Annotated in this window: 20 protein-coding genes; 9 read left to right on the top strand and 11 right to left on the bottom strand. The window is 70.3% G+C overall.

All coding sequences use genetic code 11. From position 1 onward, the window contains the following. Nucleotides 1-14: 14 nt before the first annotated feature. From M3195_RS03585 to M3195_RS03575, 3 genes are all read right to left on the bottom strand, one after another. Complete coding sequence (locus M3195_RS03585) at nucleotides 15-1,436, bottom strand: MFS transporter (RefSeq protein WP_251585179.1); 1,422 nt, start codon at nucleotides 1,434-1,436, stop codon at nucleotides 15-17. Between the two features lie 64 nt (nucleotides 1,437-1,500). Next, nucleotides 1,501-1,854 carry a hypothetical protein gene (locus M3195_RS03580; RefSeq protein WP_251585178.1) on the bottom strand — a complete coding sequence of 118 codons (354 nt, stop codon included), beginning with the start codon at nucleotides 1,852-1,854 and terminating at the stop codon, nucleotides 1,501-1,503. After that, the gene (locus tag M3195_RS03575) at nucleotides 1,851-2,489 is read right to left on the bottom strand and encodes an acyl-CoA synthetase (RefSeq protein ID WP_251585177.1); all 639 of its coding nucleotides are present in this window, start codon (nucleotides 2,487-2,489) and stop codon (nucleotides 1,851-1,853) included. The genes M3195_RS03580 and M3195_RS03575 overlap by 4 nt, the downstream gene beginning before the upstream one ends. A gap of 303 nt (nucleotides 2,490-2,792) precedes the next feature. Here M3195_RS03575 and M3195_RS03570 point away from each other — a divergent pair, with 303 nt between their 5' ends. Next, nucleotides 2,793-3,701, top strand: coding sequence for a helix-turn-helix domain-containing protein (locus M3195_RS03570; RefSeq protein WP_251585176.1), 909 nt, complete (start codon nucleotides 2,793-2,795; stop codon nucleotides 3,699-3,701). 18 nt (nucleotides 3,702-3,719) lie between these two features. Here the strand turns inward: M3195_RS03570 and M3195_RS03565 are convergent, their stop codons facing one another. Next, entirely contained in the window at nucleotides 3,720-4,556 is an 837-nt protein-coding gene (locus M3195_RS03565) for a sulfurtransferase (RefSeq protein WP_251585175.1), read from the bottom strand. Between the two features lie 114 nt (nucleotides 4,557-4,670). Here M3195_RS03565 and M3195_RS03560 point away from each other — a divergent pair, with 114 nt between their 5' ends. Genes M3195_RS03560 through M3195_RS03550 form a run of 3 tightly spaced genes read left to right on the top strand, consistent with a single transcriptional unit; the run spans nucleotide 4,671 to nucleotide 6,760 of the window. Next, nucleotides 4,671-5,591, top strand: coding sequence for a DMT family transporter (locus M3195_RS03560; protein WP_251585174.1), 921 nt, complete (start codon nucleotides 4,671-4,673; stop codon nucleotides 5,589-5,591). A gap of 27 nt (nucleotides 5,592-5,618) precedes the next feature. Continuing rightward, nucleotides 5,619-6,278: a GTP cyclohydrolase II gene (locus tag M3195_RS03555; RefSeq protein ID WP_251585173.1), complete on the top strand. Its 660-nt coding sequence runs from the start codon at nucleotides 5,619-5,621 to the stop codon at nucleotides 6,276-6,278. Then, a complete protein-coding gene (locus M3195_RS03550; RefSeq protein WP_251585172.1) occupies nucleotides 6,278-6,760 on the top strand; it encodes a MarR family winged helix-turn-helix transcriptional regulator in 483 nt (160 codons plus the stop codon). Before M3195_RS03555 ends, M3195_RS03550 begins: the two co-directional genes overlap by 1 nt. Here the strand turns inward: M3195_RS03550 and M3195_RS03545 are convergent. The 3 genes from M3195_RS03545 to M3195_RS03535 all read right to left on the bottom strand — a co-directional run bounded on the left by M3195_RS03545 (nucleotide 6,738) and on the right by M3195_RS03535 (nucleotide 14,333). Beyond that, the gene (locus tag M3195_RS03545; protein ID WP_251585171.1) at nucleotides 6,738-12,344 is read right to left on the bottom strand and encodes a DUF11 domain-containing protein; all 5,607 of its coding nucleotides are present in this window, start codon (nucleotides 12,342-12,344) and stop codon (nucleotides 6,738-6,740) included. The genes M3195_RS03550 and M3195_RS03545 overlap by 23 nt on opposite strands. A gap of 100 nt (nucleotides 12,345-12,444) precedes the next feature. After that, complete coding sequence (locus M3195_RS03540) at nucleotides 12,445-13,185, bottom strand: hypothetical protein (RefSeq protein ID WP_251585170.1); 741 nt, start codon at nucleotides 13,183-13,185, stop codon at nucleotides 12,445-12,447. After that, nucleotides 13,182-14,333 (bottom strand): Dyp-type peroxidase, encoded by a 1,152-nt coding sequence (locus tag M3195_RS03535; RefSeq protein ID WP_251585169.1) that lies wholly within the window; start codon nucleotides 14,331-14,333, stop codon nucleotides 13,182-13,184. Before M3195_RS03535 ends, M3195_RS03540 begins: the two co-directional genes overlap by 4 nt. A gap of 36 nt (nucleotides 14,334-14,369) precedes the next feature. On the opposite strand from M3195_RS03535, the gene M3195_RS03530 reads away from it, so the two are divergent. Next, a complete protein-coding gene (locus M3195_RS03530) occupies nucleotides 14,370-15,701 on the top strand; it encodes a right-handed parallel beta-helix repeat-containing protein (RefSeq protein WP_251585168.1) in 1,332 nt (443 codons plus the stop codon). Between the two features lie 535 nt (nucleotides 15,702-16,236). Continuing rightward, nucleotides 16,237-16,575, top strand: a complete 339-nt coding sequence (locus M3195_RS03525) for a helix-turn-helix domain-containing protein (protein ID WP_251585167.1) — start codon at nucleotides 16,237-16,239, stop codon at nucleotides 16,573-16,575. Between the two features lie 6 nt (nucleotides 16,576-16,581). Here the strand turns inward: M3195_RS03525 and M3195_RS03520 are convergent, their stop codons facing one another. Both M3195_RS03520 and M3195_RS03515 read right to left on the bottom strand, forming a co-directional pair. Beyond that, nucleotides 16,582-17,175 carry a ClpP family protease gene (locus tag M3195_RS03520; RefSeq protein ID WP_251585166.1) on the bottom strand — a complete coding sequence of 198 codons (594 nt, stop codon included), beginning with the start codon at nucleotides 17,173-17,175 and terminating at the stop codon, nucleotides 16,582-16,584. After that, complete coding sequence (locus M3195_RS03515) at nucleotides 17,172-17,786, bottom strand: ClpP family protease (protein WP_251585165.1); 615 nt, start codon at nucleotides 17,784-17,786, stop codon at nucleotides 17,172-17,174. Before M3195_RS03515 ends, M3195_RS03520 begins: the two co-directional genes overlap by 4 nt. A gap of 157 nt (nucleotides 17,787-17,943) precedes the next feature. Here M3195_RS03515 and M3195_RS03510 point away from each other — a divergent pair, with 157 nt between their 5' ends. Further along, entirely contained in the window at nucleotides 17,944-18,420 is a 477-nt protein-coding gene (locus tag M3195_RS03510; protein WP_251585164.1) for an acyl-CoA thioesterase, read from the top strand. A gap of 79 nt (nucleotides 18,421-18,499) precedes the next feature. Here the strand turns inward: M3195_RS03510 and M3195_RS03505 are convergent, their stop codons facing one another. Then, the gene (locus M3195_RS03505) at nucleotides 18,500-18,907 is read right to left on the bottom strand and encodes a hypothetical protein (RefSeq protein WP_251585163.1); all 408 of its coding nucleotides are present in this window, start codon (nucleotides 18,905-18,907) and stop codon (nucleotides 18,500-18,502) included. 103 nt (nucleotides 18,908-19,010) lie between these two features. Next, the gene (locus M3195_RS03500) at nucleotides 19,011-20,489 is read right to left on the bottom strand and encodes an MATE family efflux transporter (RefSeq protein WP_251585162.1); all 1,479 of its coding nucleotides are present in this window, start codon (nucleotides 20,487-20,489) and stop codon (nucleotides 19,011-19,013) included. A 104-nt stretch (nucleotides 20,490-20,593) separates the two neighbouring features. Here M3195_RS03500 and cycA point away from each other — a divergent pair, with 104 nt between their 5' ends. Beyond that, a complete protein-coding gene (gene cycA, locus M3195_RS03495; protein ID WP_251585161.1) occupies nucleotides 20,594-22,057 on the top strand; it encodes a D-serine/D-alanine/glycine transporter in 1,464 nt (487 codons plus the stop codon). A 94-nt stretch (nucleotides 22,058-22,151) separates the two neighbouring features. Beyond that, nucleotides 22,152-23,081 (top strand): J domain-containing protein, encoded by a 930-nt coding sequence (locus M3195_RS03490; protein ID WP_251585160.1) that lies wholly within the window; start codon nucleotides 22,152-22,154, stop codon nucleotides 23,079-23,081. Nucleotides 23,082-23,196: the final 115 nt, after the last annotated feature.

The following is a 23,196-nucleotide window of genomic DNA, read 5'->3' as shown; positions in this document are numbered from 1 at the left end:
GCCCCGGCTGCGGATCAGCCCGACTGCGCGCCGGCCGGTTCGCGCGGCATGAAGAACGCCGCGGCGAGAGTCAGCACCGCGACGATCGCCGCGGCGACGAACACCCAGAACGAGGCGTTCACGATCGTCGCGGGGTCGTCGGATCCTGCTCCCCGTGCGATCACGGCGTTCGAGATCGCTCCGAACACGGCGACGCCGAGCGCGCTGCCGGCCGATCGCGCGAACGCGTTCATCCCGGTGACCGCTCCGCGCTCACCCCAGCCGACCGAGGCCTGCGCGGCGATGAGGGTCGGCGCGGCACTCCAGCCGAGCCCGAAGCCGAGAACGAATGCCACCCCGGCGATCGCGAACGGATTCGGCCACGGCGATACGGCGGCGAGCGCGATCGCGGCGACCGTGGTGATCGCGAGGCCGGTGAGCGCGGTGCGCCGGAATCCGATGCGCAGGTACAGGCGTCCGGCGTTCGCGGCGGCGAGCGGCCAGCCCAGCGTCAAGGCGGCGACCGCCAGGCCCGACAGCAGCGGCGCGATGCCGATAGACCCCTCGAGGTAGGCGGGCGCGAAGCTCGTCACGCCCGTCATGAGAGCGCCGATGCCGAGCGACACGATCGTGGTCGTGAAGATGAGAGGTCTCGCCGCGAGCCGCAGGTCGACGATTGGCTCGGCGGCGCGGCGCTCGACGAGCCCGAACACCACGAGCGCGGCAGCGCCGAGCCCGAAGCACACGGCGCTCGGCCACGAGACCCAGTCCCAGGCATTGCCGCCCTCGAGCATCCCGAGAATGAGCCCGGTGAGACCGACCGTGAGCAGCGCGGCGCCCGCGTAGTCGATGCGATGCTGCTGGGTCTGCTTCTCCTCGTGGTACTTCTGCAGCAGCATCCAGGCCGCGATCAGACAGAGCGGGATGTTGATCCAGAAGATCCAGCGCCAGGCGTCGAGCTGCGCGAAGATGCCGCCGAGGGCCGGGCCGACGACCGACGAGATCGCCCAGACCGACGCGATGTACCCCTGCACCTTCGCGCGTTCGGCGACCGTGTAGATGTCGCCGACGATGGTCATCGACATGGGCGCGACCGCTCCGGCTCCGAGACCCTGCACGACGCGGAACACGATCAGGGCCGTCATGCTCCCCGCGAAGCCGGAGAGCAGGGAGCCGAGCAGGAAGAGCCCGATCCCGAGCAGGATGATCGGCTTGCGTCCGACGGTGTCGGCGAAGCGGGAGTAGATCGGCACGCTCACGGCCTGAGCGAGCAGATAGACCGAGAACAGCCACGGGAACTGCTGGTAGCTGCCGAGGTCGCGCACGATGCTCGGCACCGCGGTCGCGAGGATCGTCGCGTCGATCGCGATGAGGCCGGTCGACAGCATGAGCGCACCGAGCACCGGTCCGCGCTCCGAACGGAGTCCGACGGAGGCGCGGTCGATCGATGCTGTCACCCTGGGGACAAGCCGACCGACACCCGCGATATTCCTATGACACGCGGAATTCGCGAACGAACGGTCAGGAGCCTGAGCGCTCCGCCGGCCCCTGGGAGTCGGCGTCGCCGTCGGGCTCGGCGTCGTAGAGCACCGGGCGGTCGACGGTCTTCGTCACGTCGGCGGGGTCGACCACGAGGATCAGCATCGCCAGGAACAGCAGCGTGACGATGAATGCACCGCCGCCCACGACGAGACCGAGTGCGATCGGCGTCAGCCCCTCGTAGCTGCCGTTCGCGATCGCCGTGTTCACGCGCGCGGTGAAGGCACCGGTCGACACGAGCGTCACGATCGCGGCGAAGACACCGCACGCGAGCGCGATGCCCAGCAGGTGCAGGGGTCGCAGGATGTCGCGGCGGGTGGGCTTCTCGTCGCTCATCGGTCACCTCCGTGCTCGACCGGGGCGGGGGCGGATGCCGCAGCGGGAGACTCCGCGCGATTCGGCGTGAGGCCGGCGATGCCGAGGAACACGGCGACGATCGCCGCGTAGCCGCCGAACATGCCCACGCCGAGGATGATGCCGGTCAGTTCGAACTCGCCGGCGCCCTGGATGGCGTACGGCTGCACGAAGCCGGCGGGGATGGTCAGCAGCAGCACCGCGAGCAGGATGCCGAAGGCGCCGACCGCGATCGAGTCGCGGGCGGTCGTGTCGCCGGCGCGGCGGGCGCGCAGACCGACGATGAGCTCGACGACTCCGGTGGTCAGCGCCCAGACGATCACGACGACGAAGAACAGGTCCTCCGTGCGCCAGGCCGGGACGCCGGCGGTCATGCCCGCGGCCAACCCGAGCAGGGCCAGCACCACCCACGACCAGCGCTGCCCGGTGGGAAAGACGAGCCAGACCGCGAGCAGCATGATGAGCGAGGACGTGAGCACGAACCCGCTGAAGACCGAGAGGCCGACGGCCGCGGAGTGATCCGGAGAGAAGGTGATCATCACGGCCGCCGCCGCGGCGAAGAGCGCGCGCAGCAGTTGGACGTGGCGCGGCGTGAACGCGCGAGCAGGGGCAGACATGACGATCCAGAGTCCTCCGGGTGGTTCCTCCCAGTCTACGCGCGGGGCGCAGCGGGTGCGGACGGACGGGAGCGCGTCCGTGAGGCCTGACGGATCTCCCCAGATCGATCGTCAGGCCCCACGTGATACGCAGTGACGGGGGCGGCACCGCGTCGAGCCGATCGAGCGCAAGGTCGGGCACCCTGCCTGCCTCGATGCAACCCTGTAGACCCCAGAAACAGCACCTCGTCCCCTTCGGGATGCTTGAGTGGTCGTATGCTCACTGTAGGGGCCGGTTCTTCACATACCGGTGGGGGTGGTGTGATGAGTTTCGAGAGAAGCATCCGTCGTTCTTCGGACGAGTTCTCCAGCGCCCTGCGCGACGCCATCAACGCCCGCGGACTGTCTCTCGCCCGTCTCCACGAGATGCTGCGCTCACGCGGGAACGGCGTGTCGATGGCGACTCTCAGCTACTGGCGTTCCGGTCGCCGACGCCCGGAGGGAGTGCAGTCGCTCGCCGCGATCGCCGAGATCGAACGCCTCCTGCATCTGGCACCCGGTGAGCTGACGGCGCGGCTGGGAGCGACGAACCGCACCGGGCCCATCGGCCCCAACCAGTTCCCGATGAACGAGCAGGAGCTGGAGCGGTCGGTGCGGGACGCCTTCACCGCACTCGGCGCGGAGTACCCCGACACGGCGCGGGAGCTCACGACCCATTCGGTGACCGACGTCGACGCGACAGGCAATGTCGCGCACTGCCAGACCCGCAGCATCGTGCAGTCGACGGTCGGCACGGTCACGTCCATCCCCTTCCTCGAGCTCACGCCCGGCGAGTCGACACCGGCGCCGATCATCACCGCGATCGCGGGCGGCCGTATCGCGGCGCGCTACTCGCACCCGAACGGCGAGGTGCACGGAGTCCTGTTCGAGCTCGACTCGCCGCTCGCCGCCCCTGACACGACCATCGTGGAGTGGGCCGTCGACTACCCGCCCGACTACCCGCCGCAGCGAGAGACCGGCCATGCCGTGGCGATGAAGTGCCGAGAGTTGCTGGTGTGGACGCGCTTCCACCCCGACGCGATCCCCGACCACGTCACCGAGCGGGTCGACAGTCCGCAAGGCACCACCACGACGACCACGCAGATCGGCGGACGCACGTCGGTGGCGCAGATCCGACGCGGATTCGGTCCGGGCGCCCTCGGTCTCAGCTGGAGCTACGACGACGGACGCTAGTGCGCGGAGCGACTCCGCTCAGCCGGGCTGATCGCCCACCGCGACAGCGCGACCGGGGGTGTTCGACCACTGGCTCCACGAACCGGGGAAGACCTTTGCCTCGATCCCGACCTCGTCGAGCACGAGGGCGGTGTGCGCGGCCGTGATACCCGATCCGCAGTAAGCGGCGACGGGCGTGCCGGGCGTCACGCCCACAGCGGCGAAGGTCGCCCGCACGGTGTCGTGATCGAGGATGCGTCCAGCGGAGTCGAAGTGCAGAACGGTCGGCACATTGATCGCGCCGGGGATGTGCCCCGCCTGCGGGTCGAGCGGCTCGACCTCGCCGCGGTAGCGCTCGCCCGCGCGCACGTCGAGGAGGACGCCGGATGCCGGCAGAGCGGCGGCCTCGTCGATCGTGATCGCGTCCGCGCCGATCTCGCCCAGCGTGACGTCTCCTGTGTCCGGCGTCACGTCATCGGTGGTCACGTCGTGGCCGGCCTCGTGCCACGCGCGGATGCCGCCTTCGAGAACCCGCACGTCGACGCCCGCCTGACGCAGCAACCACCAGGCTCGCGCGGCGGCGACGCCCCTCGCGTCGTCGTAGGCGACGACGACGTCTCCGTCGCGGACGCCCCAGCGACGCGCCGCATCCTGCAGCTGCGCCGTCGTCGGAAGCGGATGCCGTCCCTCGGCCGCTTCGCCGTGCGCCGAGAGCTCCGTGTCGAGCGGCACGTACACCGCACCGGGGATGTGCCCCGCGAGATAGTCGGCGTGTCCGTCCGGCCGATCGAGCCGCCAGCGCACGTCGATCACGCGTACCGGCGCCCCTGACGTCCGCAGCTCGTTCAATTCGGCGACGCTCAGGAAGTTGCTCATGATGCGAGGCTACCCAGCGCGCGGCAGGGTCGGGCCGCCGAGCGCCGCACGCCGTCACCTTTCGCATTCTTGCCGCGGCGGTAGGCTCGTCAGGGCCGCGTCGGAAGGGATCGCATGCCCTCTCGACTCCGCTGGATGCGGCTCCGCCCCCAGGAGGCGGCGCTCATCGCGATCACCGCGGCGTGGGGCAGCACGTTCCTGCTCGTGCACTGGGCGATGCAGCATTCCGGACCGTGGTTCTTCGTCGGCCTCCGCTTCCTCGTCGCCGGCGTCATCAGCGTCGTGATCTTCCGGGGAGCGCTGCGCGGCATCCGCTGGCGCGACATCGGCGCCGGGGTGGCGATCGGCCTGATGATCCACCTCGGCTACGGCCTGCAGACCGTCGGCCTGCAGACGATCGACTCCAGCACGTCCGCCTTCATCACGGCGATGTACGTGCCGCTCGTGCCGCTCGCGCAGTGGGCGGTCTTCCGCCGGCGCCCTCCGGTCATGGCCTTCGTCGGCGCCGGACTCGCCTTCGTCGGCCTCGTCCTCATCGCAGGTCCCGACGCGTTCGCGCTGTCGCTCGGCACCGGTGAGATCGTCACGATGATCAGCACCGTGCCCATCGCGGCCGAGATCATCCTCATCTCGCTGTTCGCCGGGCGCATCGACCTTGGGCGGATCACAGTGGTCCAGCTCCTCACGGCCGGTCTGCTGGGACTCATGACGATGCCGGTCGTGGGCGAGTCGCCGCCCGCGTTCTCCTGGGTCTGGGTCGGCTGCGCGGTCGGTCTGGGAGCCGCGAGCTGTCTCATCCAGCTCACGATGAACTGGGCGCAGAAGTCGGTGTCGCCCACGCGCGCGACCATCATCTACGCGGGCGAGCCCGTGTGGGCGGCGATCGTCGGCCGGGTCGCCGGCGAGCGCCTGCCGGTCACCGCACTGCTCGGCGGGGCGCTGGTGGTGCTCGGCATTCTCGCGAGCGAGCTGAAGGTCGTTCGCCGGCGGCGCGCCGGGGAGATCATCGAAGCCGACGAGGGTTCGCGGGAATAGAAGCGCGGAGTCGGCGTTGCACCCGACATGATTGAAACTTCAACCGTCGTCTCCACCGCGACCGAGCGGACGCGCGTGCGGGTGCCGATGCGCTTCGGCGACGGGTACTCCACGACGGCGGACGTGGTCACCTTCGACGGTCTCGCCGACGGCCGCGAGCACCTGCTGCTCGGACTCGGCGACTGGCGAGGCGCGCTCGAACGCTCGGCGGACGGCGGCGATGCGCCGCTCGTGCGTCCGCACAGCGAGTGCCTCACCGGCGACGTCTTCGGCTCGGAGCGGTGCGACTGCGGACCTCAGCTGCGCGAAGCCGTGGAGCGCATCGCCGACGAGGGCGGTTTCCTCCTCTACCTGCGCCAGGAAGGGCGGGGCATCGGCCTGTACGCCAAGCTCGACGCCTACGCCCTGCAGGACTCCGGCCTCGACACGTATCAGGCGAACGTCGCGCTCGGCCGCGGCGAAGACGAGCGCGACTACACCGTCGCCGCGCAGATGCTCCGAGCGGTGGGGGCCGAGCGCATCCGCCTGCTCAGCAACAACCCCGACAAGGCCGCGCAGCTCGCCGCACTCGGCATCGACGTCGTCGAGCAGGTGCGCACCGGCGTGCACGAGACGACGGCGAACCACCGCTACCTCGAGGCCAAGCGCGACCACACCTCGCACACCATCGACCTGACGGCGGCGTGATGAGCGACCGGCAGCTCGACGACGCCGAGATGGCGACCTGGCTGCCGACGATCCGCCTCGTGCAGCTGCTCCCGCAGGTGCTCGACCGCACTCTCAAGGCGGAGACCGGGCTCAAGCACGCGTACTACGCGATCCTCGTCTCGCTCGCGAGGGAGGATGCCGCGGCCATCACGATGACCGACCTCGCCGCGATCGCAGGGCTCAGCAGATCGCGCCTGAGCCATGCTCTCGACGTGCTGGAGGACAGGGGCTGGGTGACTCGCACCTCGTGCGGACGCGACAGGCGCACGCTCACGGCCGCCCTCACCCCGGAGGGGCGGGGTCTGCTGCGGGATGCCGCGCCCGTGCACGTCACGCAGATCCGCGAACTCGTGCTCGATCCCCTGACCGACGAGGAGCGGGAGCAGCTCGGCCGCATCGCGACCAAGCTGCTGCCCGGGGTCACCGACGCGCTCTCCCTCAGGACCTCCGGCGACGGATGACGAGCAGACCCGCTCCTCCGCCGATCAGGACGACGCTGAGGGCGATGACGATCCAGGGCACCGCTCCACCCGTGGTGGGCAGCGGGGGTTCGATCTCCACGAGACCGGCGTCGATGGTCGGGTTGATGAACGAGGCGACGAGGATGCCATCGGCGCCGGCCACGAAACGCATGTCGGATGACCCGGGGCCGAGCGTGAACACGGGGGTGCGCCCGGCGCGGTTCGGGTTGGAGTCATCAGCCCCGCCTGCGCCCTGACGCGTGAACTCGAACCCGCGCGGCACGTTGGAGAACTGCACGAAGTAGTCCCCGGGCGGGAGGCCGTCGAACAGGTAGCGCCCGGTCGCATCGGTCTGGACGACGGGCACGGGGATTCCCCGCCAGTCGATGGCGGGTGCCCCGTCCGCAGTGAACAGCGCCACGGTGACGCCGGGCGCTGGTCTCTCTCCGGCATCCTGCCGACCGTCGCGGTCGGCGTCGAACCAGACGAAGTCCGACACGGCATAGAGCTGCTGCGCGATCCCGAGGTCGATCGTCGGGTCGATCCGCACGGCACGAGTCGTTCCGTCCGCCGCGGTGACCGGTCGCACGTCGGTGCCCGCGCCGGACAGCGTGAACACCGGAGTGAGACCGGTCGCGTCGGGGTTGGAGTCCGACGCCGTCGCGACGCCCGCTGCAGACTGGATCGTGGGCATGAAGCCGATCGGCAGATCCGTGAAGCGCACCCTGTAGTCGCCCTGACGCAGGTTGTCGAACACGTAGTGGCCGTTCGCATCCGTCTTGACCGACGGCACCGGGGCGCCGTCGGCATCGACCGCCGGCGAGCCGTCGGGGGTGACGAGCGCCACGGTGACACCCGCGACGGGGACCTCGGTCGGATCCTGCCTGCCGTCTCGATCGGAGTCGACCCAGACGAAGTCGCCGATCGCGAGCACCGGTACGAGTCCGGCGTCGATCGTGCGGTCGATGCGCCGCGCGACCACGACGCCGTCGGCGTCTTCGGTCGCCGTGGTGTTCTCGCGTCCTGGCCCCACCTCGAAGGGCGGGGTGATGCCGCCCGCGTCCGGATCGGAGTCGCGGAGAGCGTCGCCCTGACGCGGCGCCGTGAACCGGAACCCCACAGGCGTCTCGGAGAACGCCACCGTGTATGTTCCCGGCGGCAGGTTGTCGAAGACGTACCGGCCGTCCCCATCCGTGCGCACCGGTGGAACCGGCTGACCGTCGAGGTCGGCGACCGGATCGCCCGAGCCGTCGCGCAGGGTGACGAGCACACCGGGGACCGATGCCTCACCGTCGTCCTGCCGTCCGTCGCCGTCGTCGTCGATCCAGACGCGGTCACCGACCGCGAAAGCCTGCGTGAAGCCGAAGTCCACCGTGAGCAGATCGGCGGCATCGCCGTTCGGACCGTGCTCGCCCGCGCCCGTCGCGCCGGCGTCGACGTCATCGACCGGGTTCGTGCGGGTCAGGCTCACCACGCCCGACCTCACCCCCGTCGCCGAGGGGTCGCTCGTGTTCTCACCCTTATCGCGGTTGTTCGCCGAGGTGTCGGTGGAGGTGGGCGTCGATGAGAACCAGGACGTGAGCGGCCCGTCGCCCTCGAAGTTCGACCCGGCCACGCGCACGCGGTAGTCGCCGGCGGGCAGACCGTCGAAGCGGTAGAAGCCGTTCCCATCGGTGCTGGTGGTGACGGGGTCACCGTCGGCGTCCCGCACGACCTCGCCTGCGCCGTCGAGGAGTTCGACGACCGCCCCGACCACCGGGGCCTCGCCGTCGTCGTATGCGCCGTTGTTCGCCTGCCCGGCGCCGGTTCCGCTGTCGAACCACAGCCGGTTCCCGAGGGACAGCGCGGGGACGAAGCCGAAGTCGGCGGAGAGGTTGTCGAAGGCGTCACCATAGGGGCCGTTCTGCCCTGCCCCCGTGGCGCTCGCATCGACGTCGCCCGTGACGCCCGGCGCCAGGGTGATGACGGCTGAGCTGATGCCGGTGCGGGCCGGGAAGCGCGAGTCGACGCCCTTGTCGGCATTGTTCGATCCGCCGTCGAACGCGGCGCTGCTGCCCGTGCTCGAGAGCTGCGCCGCGAGGGGACCGTCGTCGGCGAAGTTCTCGGCGGCGACGCGGACGACGTACTGGCCGGGGGCGAGTCCGTCGAAGCGGTAGAAGCCGTTCGCGTCGGTGGTCGCGGTGACCGGAGCGCCGTCCACGCGCACCGGGTCGCCGTCCGCGTCGAGCAGCTCGACCAGCGCGCCCACGACCGGGGTCTCGCCGTCGTCGAACCGCCCGTCGTCGGTATCGCTTCCTGCGCCGGTATCGAACCAGAGGCGGTTGCCAAGGCTCAACAGGGGTGCGGCGACCGAGATGACCGCTCGATCGTCGTTGTTCGACGGGTTCTCGGGAGTCGGCACCGGGTCGCCGTTCTCATAGCGATCGGGGGTTCGACCGACCGGAACGGTCTCGGGCGTCGTCTGGTCCGAAGACGGCTCGACCACCGCGACGTTGACGAGGTCGGATGCCGTGGTGCTGGCGACGCGCGCCGTGACGGTGATCGGCTCGGCGCCCTCGGTCGCGGCGAGACCGTCACCCTGCCAGGTCAGCGTGACCTCCTGATCGATCACCGTCGCGGGCGACCAATCCGTGCCCGTCGCCGACACGTACTCGAGACCCGCGGGGAGGCGATCGGACACCGTGAAGCCCGACACGGCTGTGCCCGGGCCGTTGTTGCTCGGTGTCAGACGGAAGGTCACCTCGTCGCCCACGCGGTACGGGCCGGCACCCGATGTGAGCTCCTTGTCGAGCGTCAGGTCGATCAGCTGCACAAGACCGAAGTCGACGGTGAGATTGTCGAACCGGTCACCCCGCGGACCGTTGGCTCCGGGACCGGTCGCGCCGCCGTCGGCCTCGCCGGTGACACCGGGCCCGAGCACGACCGGTGCGGACACGATCCCGGTGGTCGCCGGGTCGGCGGCATCCTGGCCCTTGTCGACGTTGTTGCTCGTCGCGTCGAACACGGAGGAGGCGCCCGTCGACGAGACCCAGTCCTCGAGCACCGCGCCCGCAGAGAAGTTCCCCGCCGAGATGCGGACGCGATACGTTCCGGGCGCGAGCCCGTCGAACCGGTAGAAACCCGCGGCGTCGGTGATCGCGAGAAGGGGCTGACCGCCATCATCGAGCACGGGCGCACCCGATTCGTCGAGGAGTTCGACCGTCGCCCCGTCGACCGGGTCCTCGCCCGGATCGAAGCGCCCGTTGTTCGTGTTCGCGCCCGGTCCGCTGTCGAACCAGATGCGGTTTCCGAGCGAGTAGTTCGGGCGGAAGCCGAAGTCGAAGGTGTGATCCGCCGACCCGGCTGCCGGCGTGCGGACGGCGGCGGTGACCAGGGTGTCGTCTCGGGGCACGCCGTTCGAGTCGACAGCGGCATCACCGCCGGCCGTCGTCCCCGTCGGCACCACCTCGTCGAGGGGTCCGCCTTCGGCATAATCCGCGGGGTTGTCGAGCCGGATCTCGTAGCCGGTGTCTGCCGTCAAGGGCAGCGAGTAGATCGCAGCGCCCGACGACGCCCCTGCCGAGGAGGAGAACAGGTAGTTGCCCCGGGCATCGGTCACCGCTGACGCCACGACGTTGCCCTCGGCATCGAAGAGTCGCACGGTCACGCCGGGAATGGGATCCTCGCCGGCTTCCTGGACGCCGTCTCCGTCGAGGTCGAGCCAGACCCGATCTCCGATCTCGACCGGTGCCGTGGCCGCGAGCGTGGTGAGGTCGCCGAGCCCACCGGCCTTCGAGAAGGTGCCGCCGCGCGGCTCCGTCACGGCTGAGCTGAGCGTGGCCGCCCGCACCGTGTCGCCGTCGGAGTGCCGGAAGGTGCGTAACCCGTCCGAGAACAGCGCGAGCGGATCCATCACTGTCGCGATCACCGACGTGTACCCGGGGATCTGGAGGGCGGAGCCGAGCGCGGTGTTGCCGTGGAAATCCTGGCCGTTCCCACCCACGAAGTATGTCTCGTAGAACTTGCCGCCTCCCGGGCCCCAGTTGTTCGGCTGCGACCCCACACCCACGGCCCCGCCGCAGACGCCGTCGTTCTCGAGCACATACGCCCCCGACGCGTCGAGGCATGCGCGCAGCAGATCGCCGGCTCCGATGTATCCGTAGGTGCGCGTGTCGGTGCTGGTGGTGCTGCCGAGGGCCGCACCGTACTGGTCGGCCGTGCGGTCTTTGATCGAGAGCATCATGTTCCCGCGCTGATCGAACGTCACGGACGACGACACGGGCGACGGCGCGGACGAGGCGGTCCACGCGTCGCGCCATCCCACGTACGGGTCGGAGCCGGCCGGCCTCGTCGAATAGCGGGCGCCACGCGGGAAGTCGAGGGGCGCGCTGAGCACCGGCGCGCCCCACTGCCTGCTCGCCTCGTCCATGGGCACGACGTGGGCACGCAGGTCGGCGGCGGTGGGCCCGACGCAGGTCAGGGTGACGTACAGACGATCACGCAGCACCCCGAGGCCGTACGGGCGCACGAACTCGGGCGCGCAGCCCGTCGCCGCGCCGAGCGGGATCGGTATCGCGACCGGGGTGCCGGCCGTCGGGGCGCCGCCGGGAGCACTCGGCGGGGTCAGCGGCACCGCGTACAGGGTGCGGTCGTTCAGGTTGACGGCGTACAGGGTGCGCTGGTCGGAGGATATCTCGATGTCGCCGAGCCCCACCTTGCCGACGGCGTTGAATGCCGCAGAGTCGTGGAACCAGTCGTATGTCGCGGGGTCGATGCTCCCACGGGGATCGACACCGGCGTTCGGGATCCGGACGAACAGAGAGCCGTTCGGACTGCCCGATCGAGCATCGGTGAGGTAGACCGCACCCAGCCCGTCGGGCCCGAGAACGGTGCCGCGACGGTAGCTGGCTGCACTGAACACGTGCGAGTCCGAGAAGTTCGCCGTGCCCCACACGGTTCCGATGTGACGCTGCTGCGCCAGCACCGTGCGGCCCGATGCCGGGCTTCCGGTGGTGGTGTACGGCGCCGCGAACAGAGCAGGCTGGTCGGGAAGACTCTCCGTCGGCGTGGTCGCGGTCTGCGCCGTGTTGGTCGTGAGAGGAGACCGCTGGCTCGGAACGGCGATCCGTGGTGCGCCCGCTTCGATACGCACCTCGCCCGATCTGGTCGCTCCGACGTCGACACCGCTCGCCCCCAGCTCCACGAATTGCACGGTGCTGCCGTTGTCGGCGCCGACGCGGGATGAGCGGAACCCTGCGGGGAGCACGAATTCCACTCGCACGCTCGTGGTCGCTGCCGCGAGCGCATCGAGACGGTAGGAGCCGTCGCCTCCGGTCGTGGCGGTGCCGACGACCACGCCCCGCGAGTCGGTCGCCGTCACCGTGGCGCCGGCTACACCGGTGTCGCCCCCGAAGTCTCCGCTGGCGGCGTCGCGAACCCCGTCGTCGTCGAAGTCCTGGTAGATCGCTCCGCTGATCGAGCCGTCGGCAGCCGTCGCGGGAGCGACCGCGACGAACGGCGCCTGGACGGCCGCAGCGACGACCAGGAGAGCGGCGACACCCGCGAACACGGGCGTGCGGAGGCGCTGTCGATAGCGCGGTGTCATCGTTCTCCCCAGGACGGTGATCGAGCAGGTTCACACCCGCTCACAGCAAATGCGAGAAACGTTATCATCGGGAAACCAGCATTCCGGTATAATCCACGCCTCACCCCTCGTCGAGTGCCGGTACCCGAGCGACCGTGACGTCAGGCCGTGGCACGAGGTCGATGACCACCGTCTGCGACGCGAGTCCTGCTTCGAAACGGACCACTCGCCCCTCGGCATCCACCCAGTAGCGGGTCTGCGTGTCGGCCGTCTCCGGATGGTCGGGGTCGGATGGACCGGCGAACACGTCGACGGGTTCGCCGGCGACCTCGTCGGCTCGAAGCCACCGTGCGTCCGACTGCCGGAGGAGCTGCGCGTTGTCGGGGCGGTCAGCGGCCAGAGACGTCAGCAGCAGGAGGACGGTGTCGACGGCCGATGCCGAGGGATCCAGGGGACGTGCGCCGCCCGCCTCCGCGGGCGGCGCGGTGGGGAACTCCGCGCCGCCGGCGTCCGGCCAGCCGACGAGGGTGTCCGCGTCCCACATCACCACCGCCGTGTCGCCGTCGGCCGTCGCGGACGCCAGTCCCACTCCGCTTCGGTGGTCGACCCGACCGCGCAACGACACCTCGACACCCTCCGCCTCGACGAGCGTTCGGAACTCCGTGCACCCGTCCTGGAAGGCGAGGAAGCGCGCGATCGCCAGCCGGTCCGCCTCCTCGACGCGCAGCGGTCGCGGCGAGGCCGCAGGCGACGCGGAGGGCTCGGAAGGAACGACGTGGCAGCCCGCAGCGACGCCGGCGATGCAGAAGGCGACGGCGAACGCGGCGGCCCGGCGACCTCGGCGGCCGCCCGCGGTGCTCATCGACGCCCCGATCCGAACAGCGTCGAGCCGAGCGATCGAGCCTTGTCGAATCCGGGCAGGACGAGGAAGGAGCCGGATGCCGTGGTGCGAGTGAAGCTCAGCAGAGCGTCGGACTCCGACATCCGCTCCAGCGTGCGACTGAACGTCGACAGCTCCCTCTGCATGCTGATGAACAGCAGCCCGAGCGGGTCGTCCATGGAGTACGAGCGGCGCAGCATGAGCGGCACCCCCGCGGGTCGCGGATGTGCGCGACGCACATGCGCATCGACGGGGATGCGATAGCGACCGTCGGCTGTCTTCGCCTGCAGGTCGACGTCCGCGGCACGACCTCCGCCGGACAGGGGCGCCCCGCTCGCGCGCCGTCGTCCTATGACCGCCTCCTGTGCGGGCACGCTCAGCGCGCCGAAGCGGGCGACGTCGATCTCGATGCGACGGACGACCATCAGGGTGCCACCAGCCGCCGGACCATCGTCGATCCACACCGAGTCGTCGAGTTCCTCCGGCGAAGTCGGAACGGCGACGCCATCGACGAATCCGAGCAGATTGCGGGCGGCGGCGTGCCCGCGGCGAACCGGCACGGCGCCCCCGCGCATGCCCCGCTGACGCCACCGCTCCCGCAGCTGCGGCTGCGAGCCGGTGAGCAGAGCCAGCACCAGGGCGGGCAGCAGCGGGTCCGTCGCGCAGATCTGCAGCACCAGATCGCCGTCGCGGTGCAGGTCGTCGATCTCCTCGCGCGGGAACGGCGGCAGGGCCTCCGACCCGATCGAACCGGGGTGGTTCATCGCCACGAGCCGCGGTCCGACGCCGACCGTGACGGTGAGATCACCAGGATCGAGGCCGCCGAGAGCGGGGTGATCGCCGGCGGCGGCATCGAGGATCCTGCTTCCGAGAGCGGCGAGAAGCGGGCTCGGGTCGCCGACGATCTCGAACACGGCGAGCAGCAGGTGCGGCTGCGGCACCCGGGGTCGCGCGACCCCGGCCTGCCGCTCGCCGGAGGCGCGGACGCCGTCGGCGAGACCCGATCCCGAGGCTGCACCGGGCGCCGCGAGGGCGAGCCCGAGTGCCACGCCGCCGGACCCGAGCAGCGTTCGCCGTGACATCCCGCGTCGGCCCTGGTCGACCCCGTCTCCCTGGTGGTCATGCTTCATACTGGTTCCGCCTCGTCCGCTCCCTAGGATGGGTCGATGCGCGCCCGCGTCGCCCTCTCGCTTGTTCTCGTCGCCGCTCTGCTGATCGCGGTGTCGCTCTCCGGTTGCACCGCCGCACGACCCGCTGACCAGCCCGTCACCGCGCCGGCCATCGTGCGGGTCCCCGCCGATGAGGCGACGATCTCCGCGGCGGTCTCCGCGGCGAACGAGGGCGACACCGTTCTCGTGGCTCCCGGCGTCTATCGGGAGACCGTGGCGATCGACACCCCCGGCATCACCCTGCGCGGCGAGGACCGCAACGTGGTCGTCATCGACGGCGAGATGCGACGCGGCAACGGGGTGGTGGTCTCGGCTCCCGGCGTGACCGTGCAGAACCTCACCGTGCGCCGGGCGACGCAGAACGGTGTGCTCGTCACCGGGATGCGGGGCGACGACGGCACCCCCGTCGGCGGGCACGACGGCTACCGCACGATCGACACGGGCGACTTCCCGCTGCTGGACGGATTCCGCATCGACCACGTCACAGCGTCGAACAACGGGCTCTACGGCATCTACGCGTTCAACTCGGCGAACGGCGTCATCTCCGATTCGTACGCGTCGGGCGGCGCCGACTCGGGCATCTACGTGGGCCAGTGCGACCGGTGCGGCATCGTGGTGAGCGGCAACGTCGCCGAGCGCAACGCGGTGGGCTTTGAGATCGCCAACGCCGGCGGCGGTCTCATCGTCACCGGCAACCGCTTCGTCGGCAACCGTGTCGGGGCGACGGTCGCGTCGGACTACCAGGAGGCGTACGTGCCCCAGCGAGCCGCGACCCTCGTCGGCAACGTGATCGCCGCGAACGCCGAGATCGCCACACCCGCGCAGGCGGACGGTGCGTTCGGCATCGGGGTCGGCATCGCCGGAGGCACCGAGAACGAGCTGAGCGCGAACCTGATCCAGGCGAACCCGACCGCGGGAGTCATCCTCACCTCGGCCGAGGACCTCGGACCCGAGTCCAACCGGATCACCCGCAACGCGCTGTTCGACAACGGTGTCGATCTCGTGTTCGCTCCCCGGTCTCGGGCCCCGGGGTCGGGCAACTGCTGGGAGGGGAATGACGGAGCGAGCACCGCTCCGGTCGATCTGCAGTCGCTGTCGCCCTGCTCCGCGCCGACCGCCGTCGACGGAGCGGAGTTCGCCCCGGGTGTCGGCCCCGTCGGCATCCCGTTCTCCGAGGTCGCGGCGCCGCCGGCGCAGCCCGACCTCGGGCCGATCGACGCTCCACTCGAGCGGTGGCGCGGCAGCGACGACGTGCCGCGCATCGACGTCGACGGCATCAGCGCTCCGGCGCCGGATCTCCTCGCCGACCACTCCGCGATCCGCTGGTGACGCCGCGGAGCGGATGGGGACGGAGCCGAGGAGGTCCGCCCCCATCCGTGCGAGGCCGAGGCAGTGCCTCCGCCCCCTGAGGGAGGGGACGTGGAAGGCGCTCGCACCCGGGCACCCCGTGATACTCGAGGGGAGGGGGTGCCGGCGGTCGTCGGGGATCAGTGGCCCCTCCGCGGGTACGGTGTGTCCGACATCGACGAGCCAGGCCCGGATCGCCACCGAGGAGCGAACCGGAGATGATGTCTCCGCGCGAGGATGCCGTCGTGGTCGATGGTCATCCGACGCTCCCTCTGCGCGGTTCGGCGAGCTGTGGACGCGGGGAGCGGTGCGTACCCCACGCGCCGCTCCCCGCTCGCTCTTACCCAGTCGTGCGGCAACCGAGGTGAGCCGGTTCGGCTCGATCCCGGTGCGCAGAACCGTAGCAAGGTCGCGTTCACGCCTGGCACGGCCGACCGTGAACAGGCGGAGGGCGGTGAGCGTTCTGCTCTGAGCAGAACGGGTCGATCCGCGGCGGCGCCGCGTCATACCGTGAGTCATGGCCGACATCGTCTTGTTCCCCCGCGCCCCCCGCCCCGCCGACCCCGAGCCGCTCTGGCGTCACCTGCTCGGTGATCAGCTGCGGCGCCGCCGCCACGACCGCGCCGAGACCCTCACGGAGACCGCGGAGCGTGCCGGCGTCTCGCCGCAATACCTCTCCGAGGTCGAACGCGGACTCAAGGAGCCGTCGAGCGAGATGATCGCCGCGATCGCCGGCGCGCTCGACACCTCCCTGATCGAGCTCACGAGCGCCGTGGCCGACGAGCTGCGGGCGGCGGCTGCTCCGGCATCCGCTGCCGTATCCGCCGCCCGCGGCGCGTTCGCCCTCGCCGCGTGACCGTGTTCAGGAGGTCCGCTCCCCCAGCACCGTGTCGATGAGGCCGTAGTCGAGGGCGGCGGCTGCCGTGAACACGCGGTCGCGGTCGGTGTCGGCCCGCAGCTCGCGGACCGTGCGCCCGGAGTGCCTGGCGAGGATGGATTCCATGTCGGAGCGCACCCGCACGACCTCGTCCGCCGCGAGGATCAGATCGGGGATCGCGCCGCGCGACTGCCCGGCCGGCTGGTGCAGCACGATGCGCGCATGCGTCAGCGCGGACCGCTGCCCCGCCGCTCCCGCCGCCACCAGCAGCGCCGCAGGGCCGATCGCCTGGCCGACGCACGTCGTCGCGACGCCCGGACGGATGTGCTGCATCGTGTCGTAGATCGCCAGCGCCGCTCCGGGATCGCCGCCCTCGCTGTTGATGTAGAACTGCACGGGCGAGTCCGGGCTGTCGGCGTCGAGGTGCAGCAGCTGCGCGATGAGCGCGTTCGCGACCCCCGCGTCGATGCCGGTGCCGAGGTAGATCACGCGCTCCGCGAGGAGCTGCGAGTACACGTCCATCACGCGCTCGCCCCGCGGATGCTGCGCGATGACGTTCGGGATCGTGTAGCTGCTCATGAGCCGACCCCCAACCCGACCCGCGCTCGCCGGCGCGGCATGATCTCGGCGACGGAATCGAGGATGCCGTCGATGAAGCCGTAGTCCTGCGCCTGTTGCGCGGTGTACCAGCGGTCGTGCAGCGAGTCCTCGAAGATGCGCTCGGGCGGCTGGCCCGTGTCTTCGGCGATGAGGCCCAGCACCGTGTCGCGCATGTGGCGCAGGTCGCCGGCCTGGGTCTCGATCTCGACCGCCGATCCGCCGATGCCCGCGGAACCCTGATGCATCAGGATCCGGGCGTGCGGCAACGCCCGACGCTTGCCCTTCGCCCCGGCGGAGAGGAGGAACTGGCCGGCGCTGCAGGCGAGGCCTAGCGCGAGGGTCGAGACGTCGTTCGGGATCAGGGTCATGAGGTCGCGGATCGCGAGCATGGACGGCACCGAGCCGCCCGGGGAGTGGATCCACAGGGCGATGTCGGTGGTCGGATCCTCGGCCGACAGGGTCAACAGCTGCGTCATGAGCAGCGTGCCGTTGTCGTCGTCGAGGGCGCCGTCGAGCACGAGCACCCGCTCGTGGAACAGCGCGCGGCGGGCCTCAGGCCCGAACTGCGGGATGGGGTTGTCTTCGGTCATGCCCCCAGCATCCGTCGCCTGCGCGCGGCCGGCGCGAGAATCCGCCCGGGGCGGATCCGCCGTGAGCAGAGGCGCAGCTTCGTCGCTCGTGCCGGACGAGACGCCCCCGAGAAGGCACCGTAACATCGTCGACTCACGGGCCTCCTATCTTCGACCCATGACGACGCAGCAGCAGACACCCGAGTGGCAGTGGTCGGAGGACGGCATCAACTTCCGCACCCGCAAATGGGTGCGCCCGGAGGACCTGAACGCCAACGGCTCCCTCTTCGGAGGAAGCCTGCTGAAGTGGATCGACGAGGAGGCGGCGATCTACGCGATCGTGCAGCTGGGCAATTACCGCGCGGTCACGAAGCACATCTCCGAGATCACGTTCGAGGCCTCGGCCGTGCAGGGCGACCTCGTCGAGCTCGGGCTGCAGGCGACGCACTTCGGCATCACCTCGCTCACGATGCGCGCGGTGGCCCGCAACATGATCACGCGCAAGCGCATCCTGACCATCGAGAAGATCGTGTTCGTGAGCCTCGACGAGAACGGCCGCCCGACACCGCACGGGTACCGCGACATCACCTACAACCGTGACCGGATGCCGACGGAGCGGCTCGCCACGGGAACGGTCGCGCTGCCGAAGCACTGAGCGCAGGAGATCGCATGCACTGCAGGACGCGGCATCCGCTCCTGCAGAGCGGGCGATCTCCTGTGTTGCGTGCGACGCGTCAGCGGGCGAGTGCCGGGATCGTGCCGGTGGAGGGCGGCGACGTCGTGGCGGGCGCGGAGGCTGCGGGCGCACCGGCGACGACTGCGGCGACGCGCGCAGCGCGCCTCGTCGACCGCGCGGGCTCCCCGGCGTTGACGATGCCGCGTACGACCGCTCCGATGACGAGCAGACCGACGAGCACCGCGCCCGAGACGATGACCGGCGTCCACTGGTTCGCGAACGACGCGGCCAGGCTCAGCACCGCGGCGGGTATCCAGACCCCGACCGCGCCGCCGGCCAGACCGGCCGCGCCGCGCATGATGGCGATCGCCGCGACCAGCGCGCACAACCCGGCCAAGACGGCCCCCACCACTCCGATCGGCACCAGAATCGATGCCAGATCGCTCGCAACCCTCGATGATGTCATGACGACCCCCCGTCAGCGGACCCTCCGCACTACCAACAGTACGAAGGAGGGCCCGCCGCGGCATCCATCTGCAGGATGATGTTGCGCAATCTTGACGAGCCGTTCAACGTCGGGTCAGCCTTCCGAAACGCGACCCCCGCACGGTGCGGATCGGCTGCGTCACGACGGCGTCCACCACCATCGACCCGTCAGTGGGTCCGACGATGGCCATGGTCGACGTCGCTGTCGCCTCGACCGGGTCGACCTTCATGTGCGCGAGATCGCGATGCGCGCGAAGGTAGGCCGGAACGAGCAGCACGATCGCGCCGAGCCAGGCGAGCGGATTGCTGAGCGCGACGCCCTCGAAGCCGATCAGTGCTCCGAGGACGACGGCGGCGCCGACGCGCATCACGAGTTCGATCACGCCGGTGACGGTCGGGACGAGCGTGTGGCCGAGACCCTGCAGCGCTCCGCGCAGCACGAACAGGATGCCGAGCGCCCAGTACCCGCATCCGTTGATGATGAGCATGAGGTGGGCGAGGTCGACGACCTCGTCTGCTTCGACACCGTGGCCGACGAACAGACGAACGAGCGGGGCGCCGAACGCGATGATGACGACGCCGAGCAGCACACCCGCGCCGATCGCCATCCAGGTGCCCTCGATCACTCCACGCCGGATGCGATCGGGACGCCGACCGCCGAGGTTCTGCGCCGCGTACATCGAGGCGGCGAGACCCAGCGACGAGAGGAACGCGACCGCGAGGCCGTCGACGCGGGATGCCGTCGTGTACGCCGCGACCGCGTCGGAGCCGAGCGTGTTGAGCGCCACCTGGACGGTCAGGGTGCCGATCGCGATGATCGACGCCTGAAAACCCATCGGCAGACCGAGGCGAAGGTGCTCGCGGACATCGTCGCGCGTGATCCGCCAGTCGACCGCGCGCAGGTGCAGCACCGGCAGCCGGCGGCGCACGAACTCGAGGCACAGCGCGACCGAGACGGCCTGCGCCACGACGGTCGCGAGCGCGGCTCCGCCGACGCCCCAGTCGAGCGGACCGACCATGAGCACGACCAGGCCGACGTTCAGCGCGCATGACACCGTGAGGAACACGAGCGGCGTGCGGGAGTCGCCGATCGCACGGATGATCGCCGAGAGGTAGTTGAAGAACATCGTGGCGCTCGCGCCGAGGAAGCTGATCTGGGTGAAGATCGTCGCCTCGGGAAGCAGCTCCGCGGGCGTCTGCAGCAGCTCCAGCAGCGGGCGGGAGATGAGCGGCGCCACGATCGTGAGCACCACGCTCGTGATCCCGGTGAGGATGACTCCGGTCGCGACGGAGCGACGAACGCCGGGAGGGTCGTTCGCTCCGAACGCCTGCGCGATCGGGATCGCGAAACCGCTCGTCAGGCCCCAGGCGAAGCCGATGAGCAGGAACAGGAGGCTGCCGGTCGCGCCGACGGCCGCGAGCGACTGCACGCCGAGCTGGCGTCCGACCACGACGGCATCGGCGAACTGGTACATCTGCTGCACCACGTTGCCGATGAGCAGCGGGATCGAGAACGAGAGGATGACACGCCACGGGCGACCCGTGGTGAGGGAGGTGGCCATGGGGAAGCGGCTCGCAGGACTGGGGGGGCGGATCGGGGGCTTCACCATTTTATCGAATCGATTCGGGACGACACCATCCCCGATCGGCAACTACGGTCTATGGGATGAGCACCACGAAGCGATCAGCCTCCGACGACGGAGTCGGCACTGCGACCGGGTCCGACGAACAGCATCTGCGGCGAGCGCTGAGCAACCGCCACATCCAGCTGCTCGCGATCGGCGGCGCCATCGGCACCGGTCTCTTCATGGGCAGCGGCAAGACGATCTCGGTCGCGGGCCCGTCGGTGATCTTCGTGTACATGATCATCGGCTTCATGCTGTTCTTCGTCATGCGGGCGATGGGCGAGCTGCTGCTTTCGAACCTCAAGTACAAGTCGTTCAGCGACTTCGCGAGCGACCTGCTCGGACCCTGGGCCGGCTTCTTCACCGGATGGACCTACTGGTTCTGCTGGGTGGTCACCGGCGTCGCCGACGTCATCGCGATCGCCGGATACACGGACGCTCTGTTCCCCGGCATCCCGCTGTGGATCCCGGGGCTGCTGGTCGTCGTCATCCTGCTCGCGCTGAACCTGCCCACCGTCGCGGCCTTCGGAGAGATGGAGTTCTGGTTCGCGCTCATCAAGATCGTCGCGATCGTGGCGCTCATCGTCACGGGTCTCGTGATGATCGTCACCGGGTTCCAGCACGAGGCGGGCACCGCGAGCTTCGCTAACCTGTGGAACCACGGCGGCATGTTCCCGCACGGCTTCCTGGGCTTCGTCGCCGGGTTCCAGATCGCGGTGTTCGCGTTCGTGGGCGTCGAGCTCGTCGGCACCGCCGCCGCCGAGACGAAGGATCCCGAGAAGAACCTGCCGAAGGCGATCAACGCCATCCCGATCCGCATCCTGTTGTTCTACGTCGGCGCGCTCGTGATCCTCATGGCGGTCACGCCGTGGACCGAGTACGTCGCCGGTGAGAGCCCCTTCATCGCGATGTTCGCGCTCGCCGGACTCGGCATCGCCGCGACCGTCGTAAACCTCGTCGTGCTCACCTCGGCCATGTCGAGCGCGAACTCGGGCATCTACTCGACCTCGCGCATGGTGTTCGGTCTCGCGAAGGACGGCGACGCTCCCCGCCTGTTCGGCCGGCTGTCGAAGCGCCGAGTGCCGCAGAACGCGCTCTTCCTCTCCTGCATCCTGCTGCTGTCGGGCGTCGTGCTGCTGTACGCGGGCAAGGACATCGGCACCGCGTTCGACATGGTCACCACGGTCTCGGCCGTGTGCTTCATGTTCGTGTGGACGATCTTCCTGTTCAGCTACCTCGCCTACCGTCGCACCCGTCCGGAGAAGGCGGCGACGTCGACGTTCCGGATGCCGGGCGGCGTGTTCATGGTGTTCGTGGTGCTCGCGTTCTTCGTGTTCATCCTGTGGGCTCTCACGACGCAGCCCGACACGTTGACGGCGCTGCTCGTCACGCCGATCTGGTTCGCGCTGCTGATCGTCGCGTGGCTCTTCGTGCGGAAGTCGCAGAACCACATCGAGCGGCACGCCGCGCACATCGCGCACCTGCGGAGCGACGCCGCGGAGTAGGGGCTCGACCGGCCCGCCGGTCGAGGATGCCGAGCGCGGCCGACGCACAGCACCGGACGGATATCCTGGACGCCGCGGTCGCGGAAGGAGAGCGATGTTCGACAGTCCGCTCTCGGCCTCGGCCTATGAGATCCTCGGCGTGGACCCGGACGTGGCGCACGAGGAGCTCCGGCGCGCATACCGCCTGCGACTGCGGCAGACGCACCCCGACACGGGCGGCGACGCGGCGGTCTTCATCCAGGTGCAGCGCGCGTGGGAGCTCGTCGGCACCCCGGAGCTGCGCGCCGCCTACGACCGCCGCAGCGGGGTGCATCCCGGCGTCCCCACGGATTCGGCGGAGGCGGGATGGCGGCCGCAGGCCGCGACGCGTACCGACACCAGGCCGAAGGCCCGCTCGTACGGACATCCCGGCGGGTGGCGGCGCGAGCGGTACCTGGCGCTGATCCGCGAGTGGGCCGGATTCGGTGTCGAGGTGCCCGACCCCTACGACCCCGCCCTCGTGCGCTCGGCGCCGCGCGAGCTGCGGCGGATGCTCGCCGACGCCCTGGCCGAAGAGGCCACGGCGCGCACGGTGAGCGCCCTCGGGATGGGGTACACCGTCTGGCACGATGTCGCGACGGGCCCTGACCCCGACGACAAGCTCGACCACGTCGTGCTGAGCCCCTCGGGGCTCTACGGCGTGATGTCGGAGGACTTCGGCGGGGTTGTCGGCTTCCGACGCGGCGAGATCACCGGCCCGAGCCTGGGTACGAGGGCGCCGGTCACCGCCGCCCTCGCCCGGATGCGCGCCGTCGCGAAGGCCGCGAGGGTGAAGTTCGGCGGGGCGATCATCGTGCTGCCGGACGACGACCTCGCGCAGGCGGTCACGCCGCTGGGCACCAGCCGCGGCGTGCCGGTCGTCGTTGTGCGGCGCAGCGCGCTCGCGATGGTGCTGCGGCAGGGCGTGCCCGGCGCCCGCCCGATCGGCGGCAACGAGCTGTTCGACGTGCGCACGAGGCTGCAGCAGACCGTCCGCTTCGCCTGACGCTGCGGCATCCCCTCTCCCCTCTCCCTCACCCAAGCCGCGAACCACCCTTTATCGCCGAGCCACCCCTTTGCGAACCGTTCGCGCGGGGGTGGCTCGGCAACAAGGGGGTGGT

The organism is Microbacterium hydrocarbonoxydans (assembly GCF_023715885.1).
Classification (GTDB): Bacteria; Actinomycetota; Actinomycetes; order Actinomycetales; family Microbacteriaceae; genus Microbacterium; species Microbacterium hydrocarbonoxydans_C.
The sequence above is the reverse complement of the archived record's forward strand: the minus strand, read 5'-3'. Positions and strand labels throughout refer to the sequence as shown.

Excerpts from the sequence above, each read along its gene's own strand:
- M3195_RS03580 (WP_251585178.1), bottom strand. The coding sequence starts at position 1,854 with ATGAGCGACGAGAAGCCCACCCGCCGCGACATCCTGCGACCCCTGCAC.
- M3195_RS03575 (WP_251585177.1), bottom strand. The coding sequence starts at position 2,489 with ATGTCTGCCCCTGCTCGCGCGTTCACGCCGCGCCACGTCCAACTGCTG.
- M3195_RS03570 (WP_251585176.1), top strand. The coding sequence starts at position 2,793 with ATGAGTTTCGAGAGAAGCATCCGTCGTTCTTCGGACGAGTTCTCCAGC.
- M3195_RS03565 (WP_251585175.1), bottom strand. The coding sequence starts at position 4,556 with ATGAGCAACTTCCTGAGCGTCGCCGAATTGAACGAGCTGCGGACGTCA.
- M3195_RS03560 (WP_251585174.1), top strand. The coding sequence starts at position 4,671 with ATGCCCTCTCGACTCCGCTGGATGCGGCTCCGCCCCCAGGAGGCGGCG.
- M3195_RS03555 (WP_251585173.1), top strand. The coding sequence starts at position 5,619 with ATGATTGAAACTTCAACCGTCGTCTCCACCGCGACCGAGCGGACGCGC.
- M3195_RS03550 (WP_251585172.1), top strand. The coding sequence starts at position 6,278 with ATGAGCGACCGGCAGCTCGACGACGCCGAGATGGCGACCTGGCTGCCG.
- M3195_RS03545 (WP_251585171.1), bottom strand. The coding sequence starts at position 12,344 with ATGACACCGCGCTATCGACAGCGCCTCCGCACGCCCGTGTTCGCGGGT.
- M3195_RS03540 (WP_251585170.1), bottom strand. The coding sequence starts at position 13,185 with ATGAGCACCGCGGGCGGCCGCCGAGGTCGCCGGGCCGCCGCGTTCGCC.
- M3195_RS03535 (WP_251585169.1), bottom strand. The coding sequence starts at position 14,333 with ATGAAGCATGACCACCAGGGAGACGGGGTCGACCAGGGCCGACGCGGG.
- M3195_RS03530 (WP_251585168.1), top strand. The coding sequence starts at position 14,370 with ATGCGCGCCCGCGTCGCCCTCTCGCTTGTTCTCGTCGCCGCTCTGCTG.
- M3195_RS03525 (WP_251585167.1), top strand. The coding sequence starts at position 16,237 with ATGGCCGACATCGTCTTGTTCCCCCGCGCCCCCCGCCCCGCCGACCCC.
- M3195_RS03520 (WP_251585166.1), bottom strand. The coding sequence starts at position 17,175 with ATGAGCAGCTACACGATCCCGAACGTCATCGCGCAGCATCCGCGGGGC.
- M3195_RS03515 (WP_251585165.1), bottom strand. The coding sequence starts at position 17,786 with ATGACCGAAGACAACCCCATCCCGCAGTTCGGGCCTGAGGCCCGCCGC.
- M3195_RS03510 (WP_251585164.1), top strand. The coding sequence starts at position 17,944 with ATGACGACGCAGCAGCAGACACCCGAGTGGCAGTGGTCGGAGGACGGC.
- M3195_RS03505 (WP_251585163.1), bottom strand. The coding sequence starts at position 18,907 with ATGACATCATCGAGGGTTGCGAGCGATCTGGCATCGATTCTGGTGCCG.
- M3195_RS03500 (WP_251585162.1), bottom strand. The coding sequence starts at position 20,489 with ATGGCCACCTCCCTCACCACGGGTCGCCCGTGGCGTGTCATCCTCTCG.
- cycA (WP_251585161.1), top strand. The coding sequence starts at position 20,594 with ATGAGCACCACGAAGCGATCAGCCTCCGACGACGGAGTCGGCACTGCG.
- M3195_RS03490 (WP_251585160.1), top strand. The coding sequence starts at position 22,152 with ATGTTCGACAGTCCGCTCTCGGCCTCGGCCTATGAGATCCTCGGCGTG.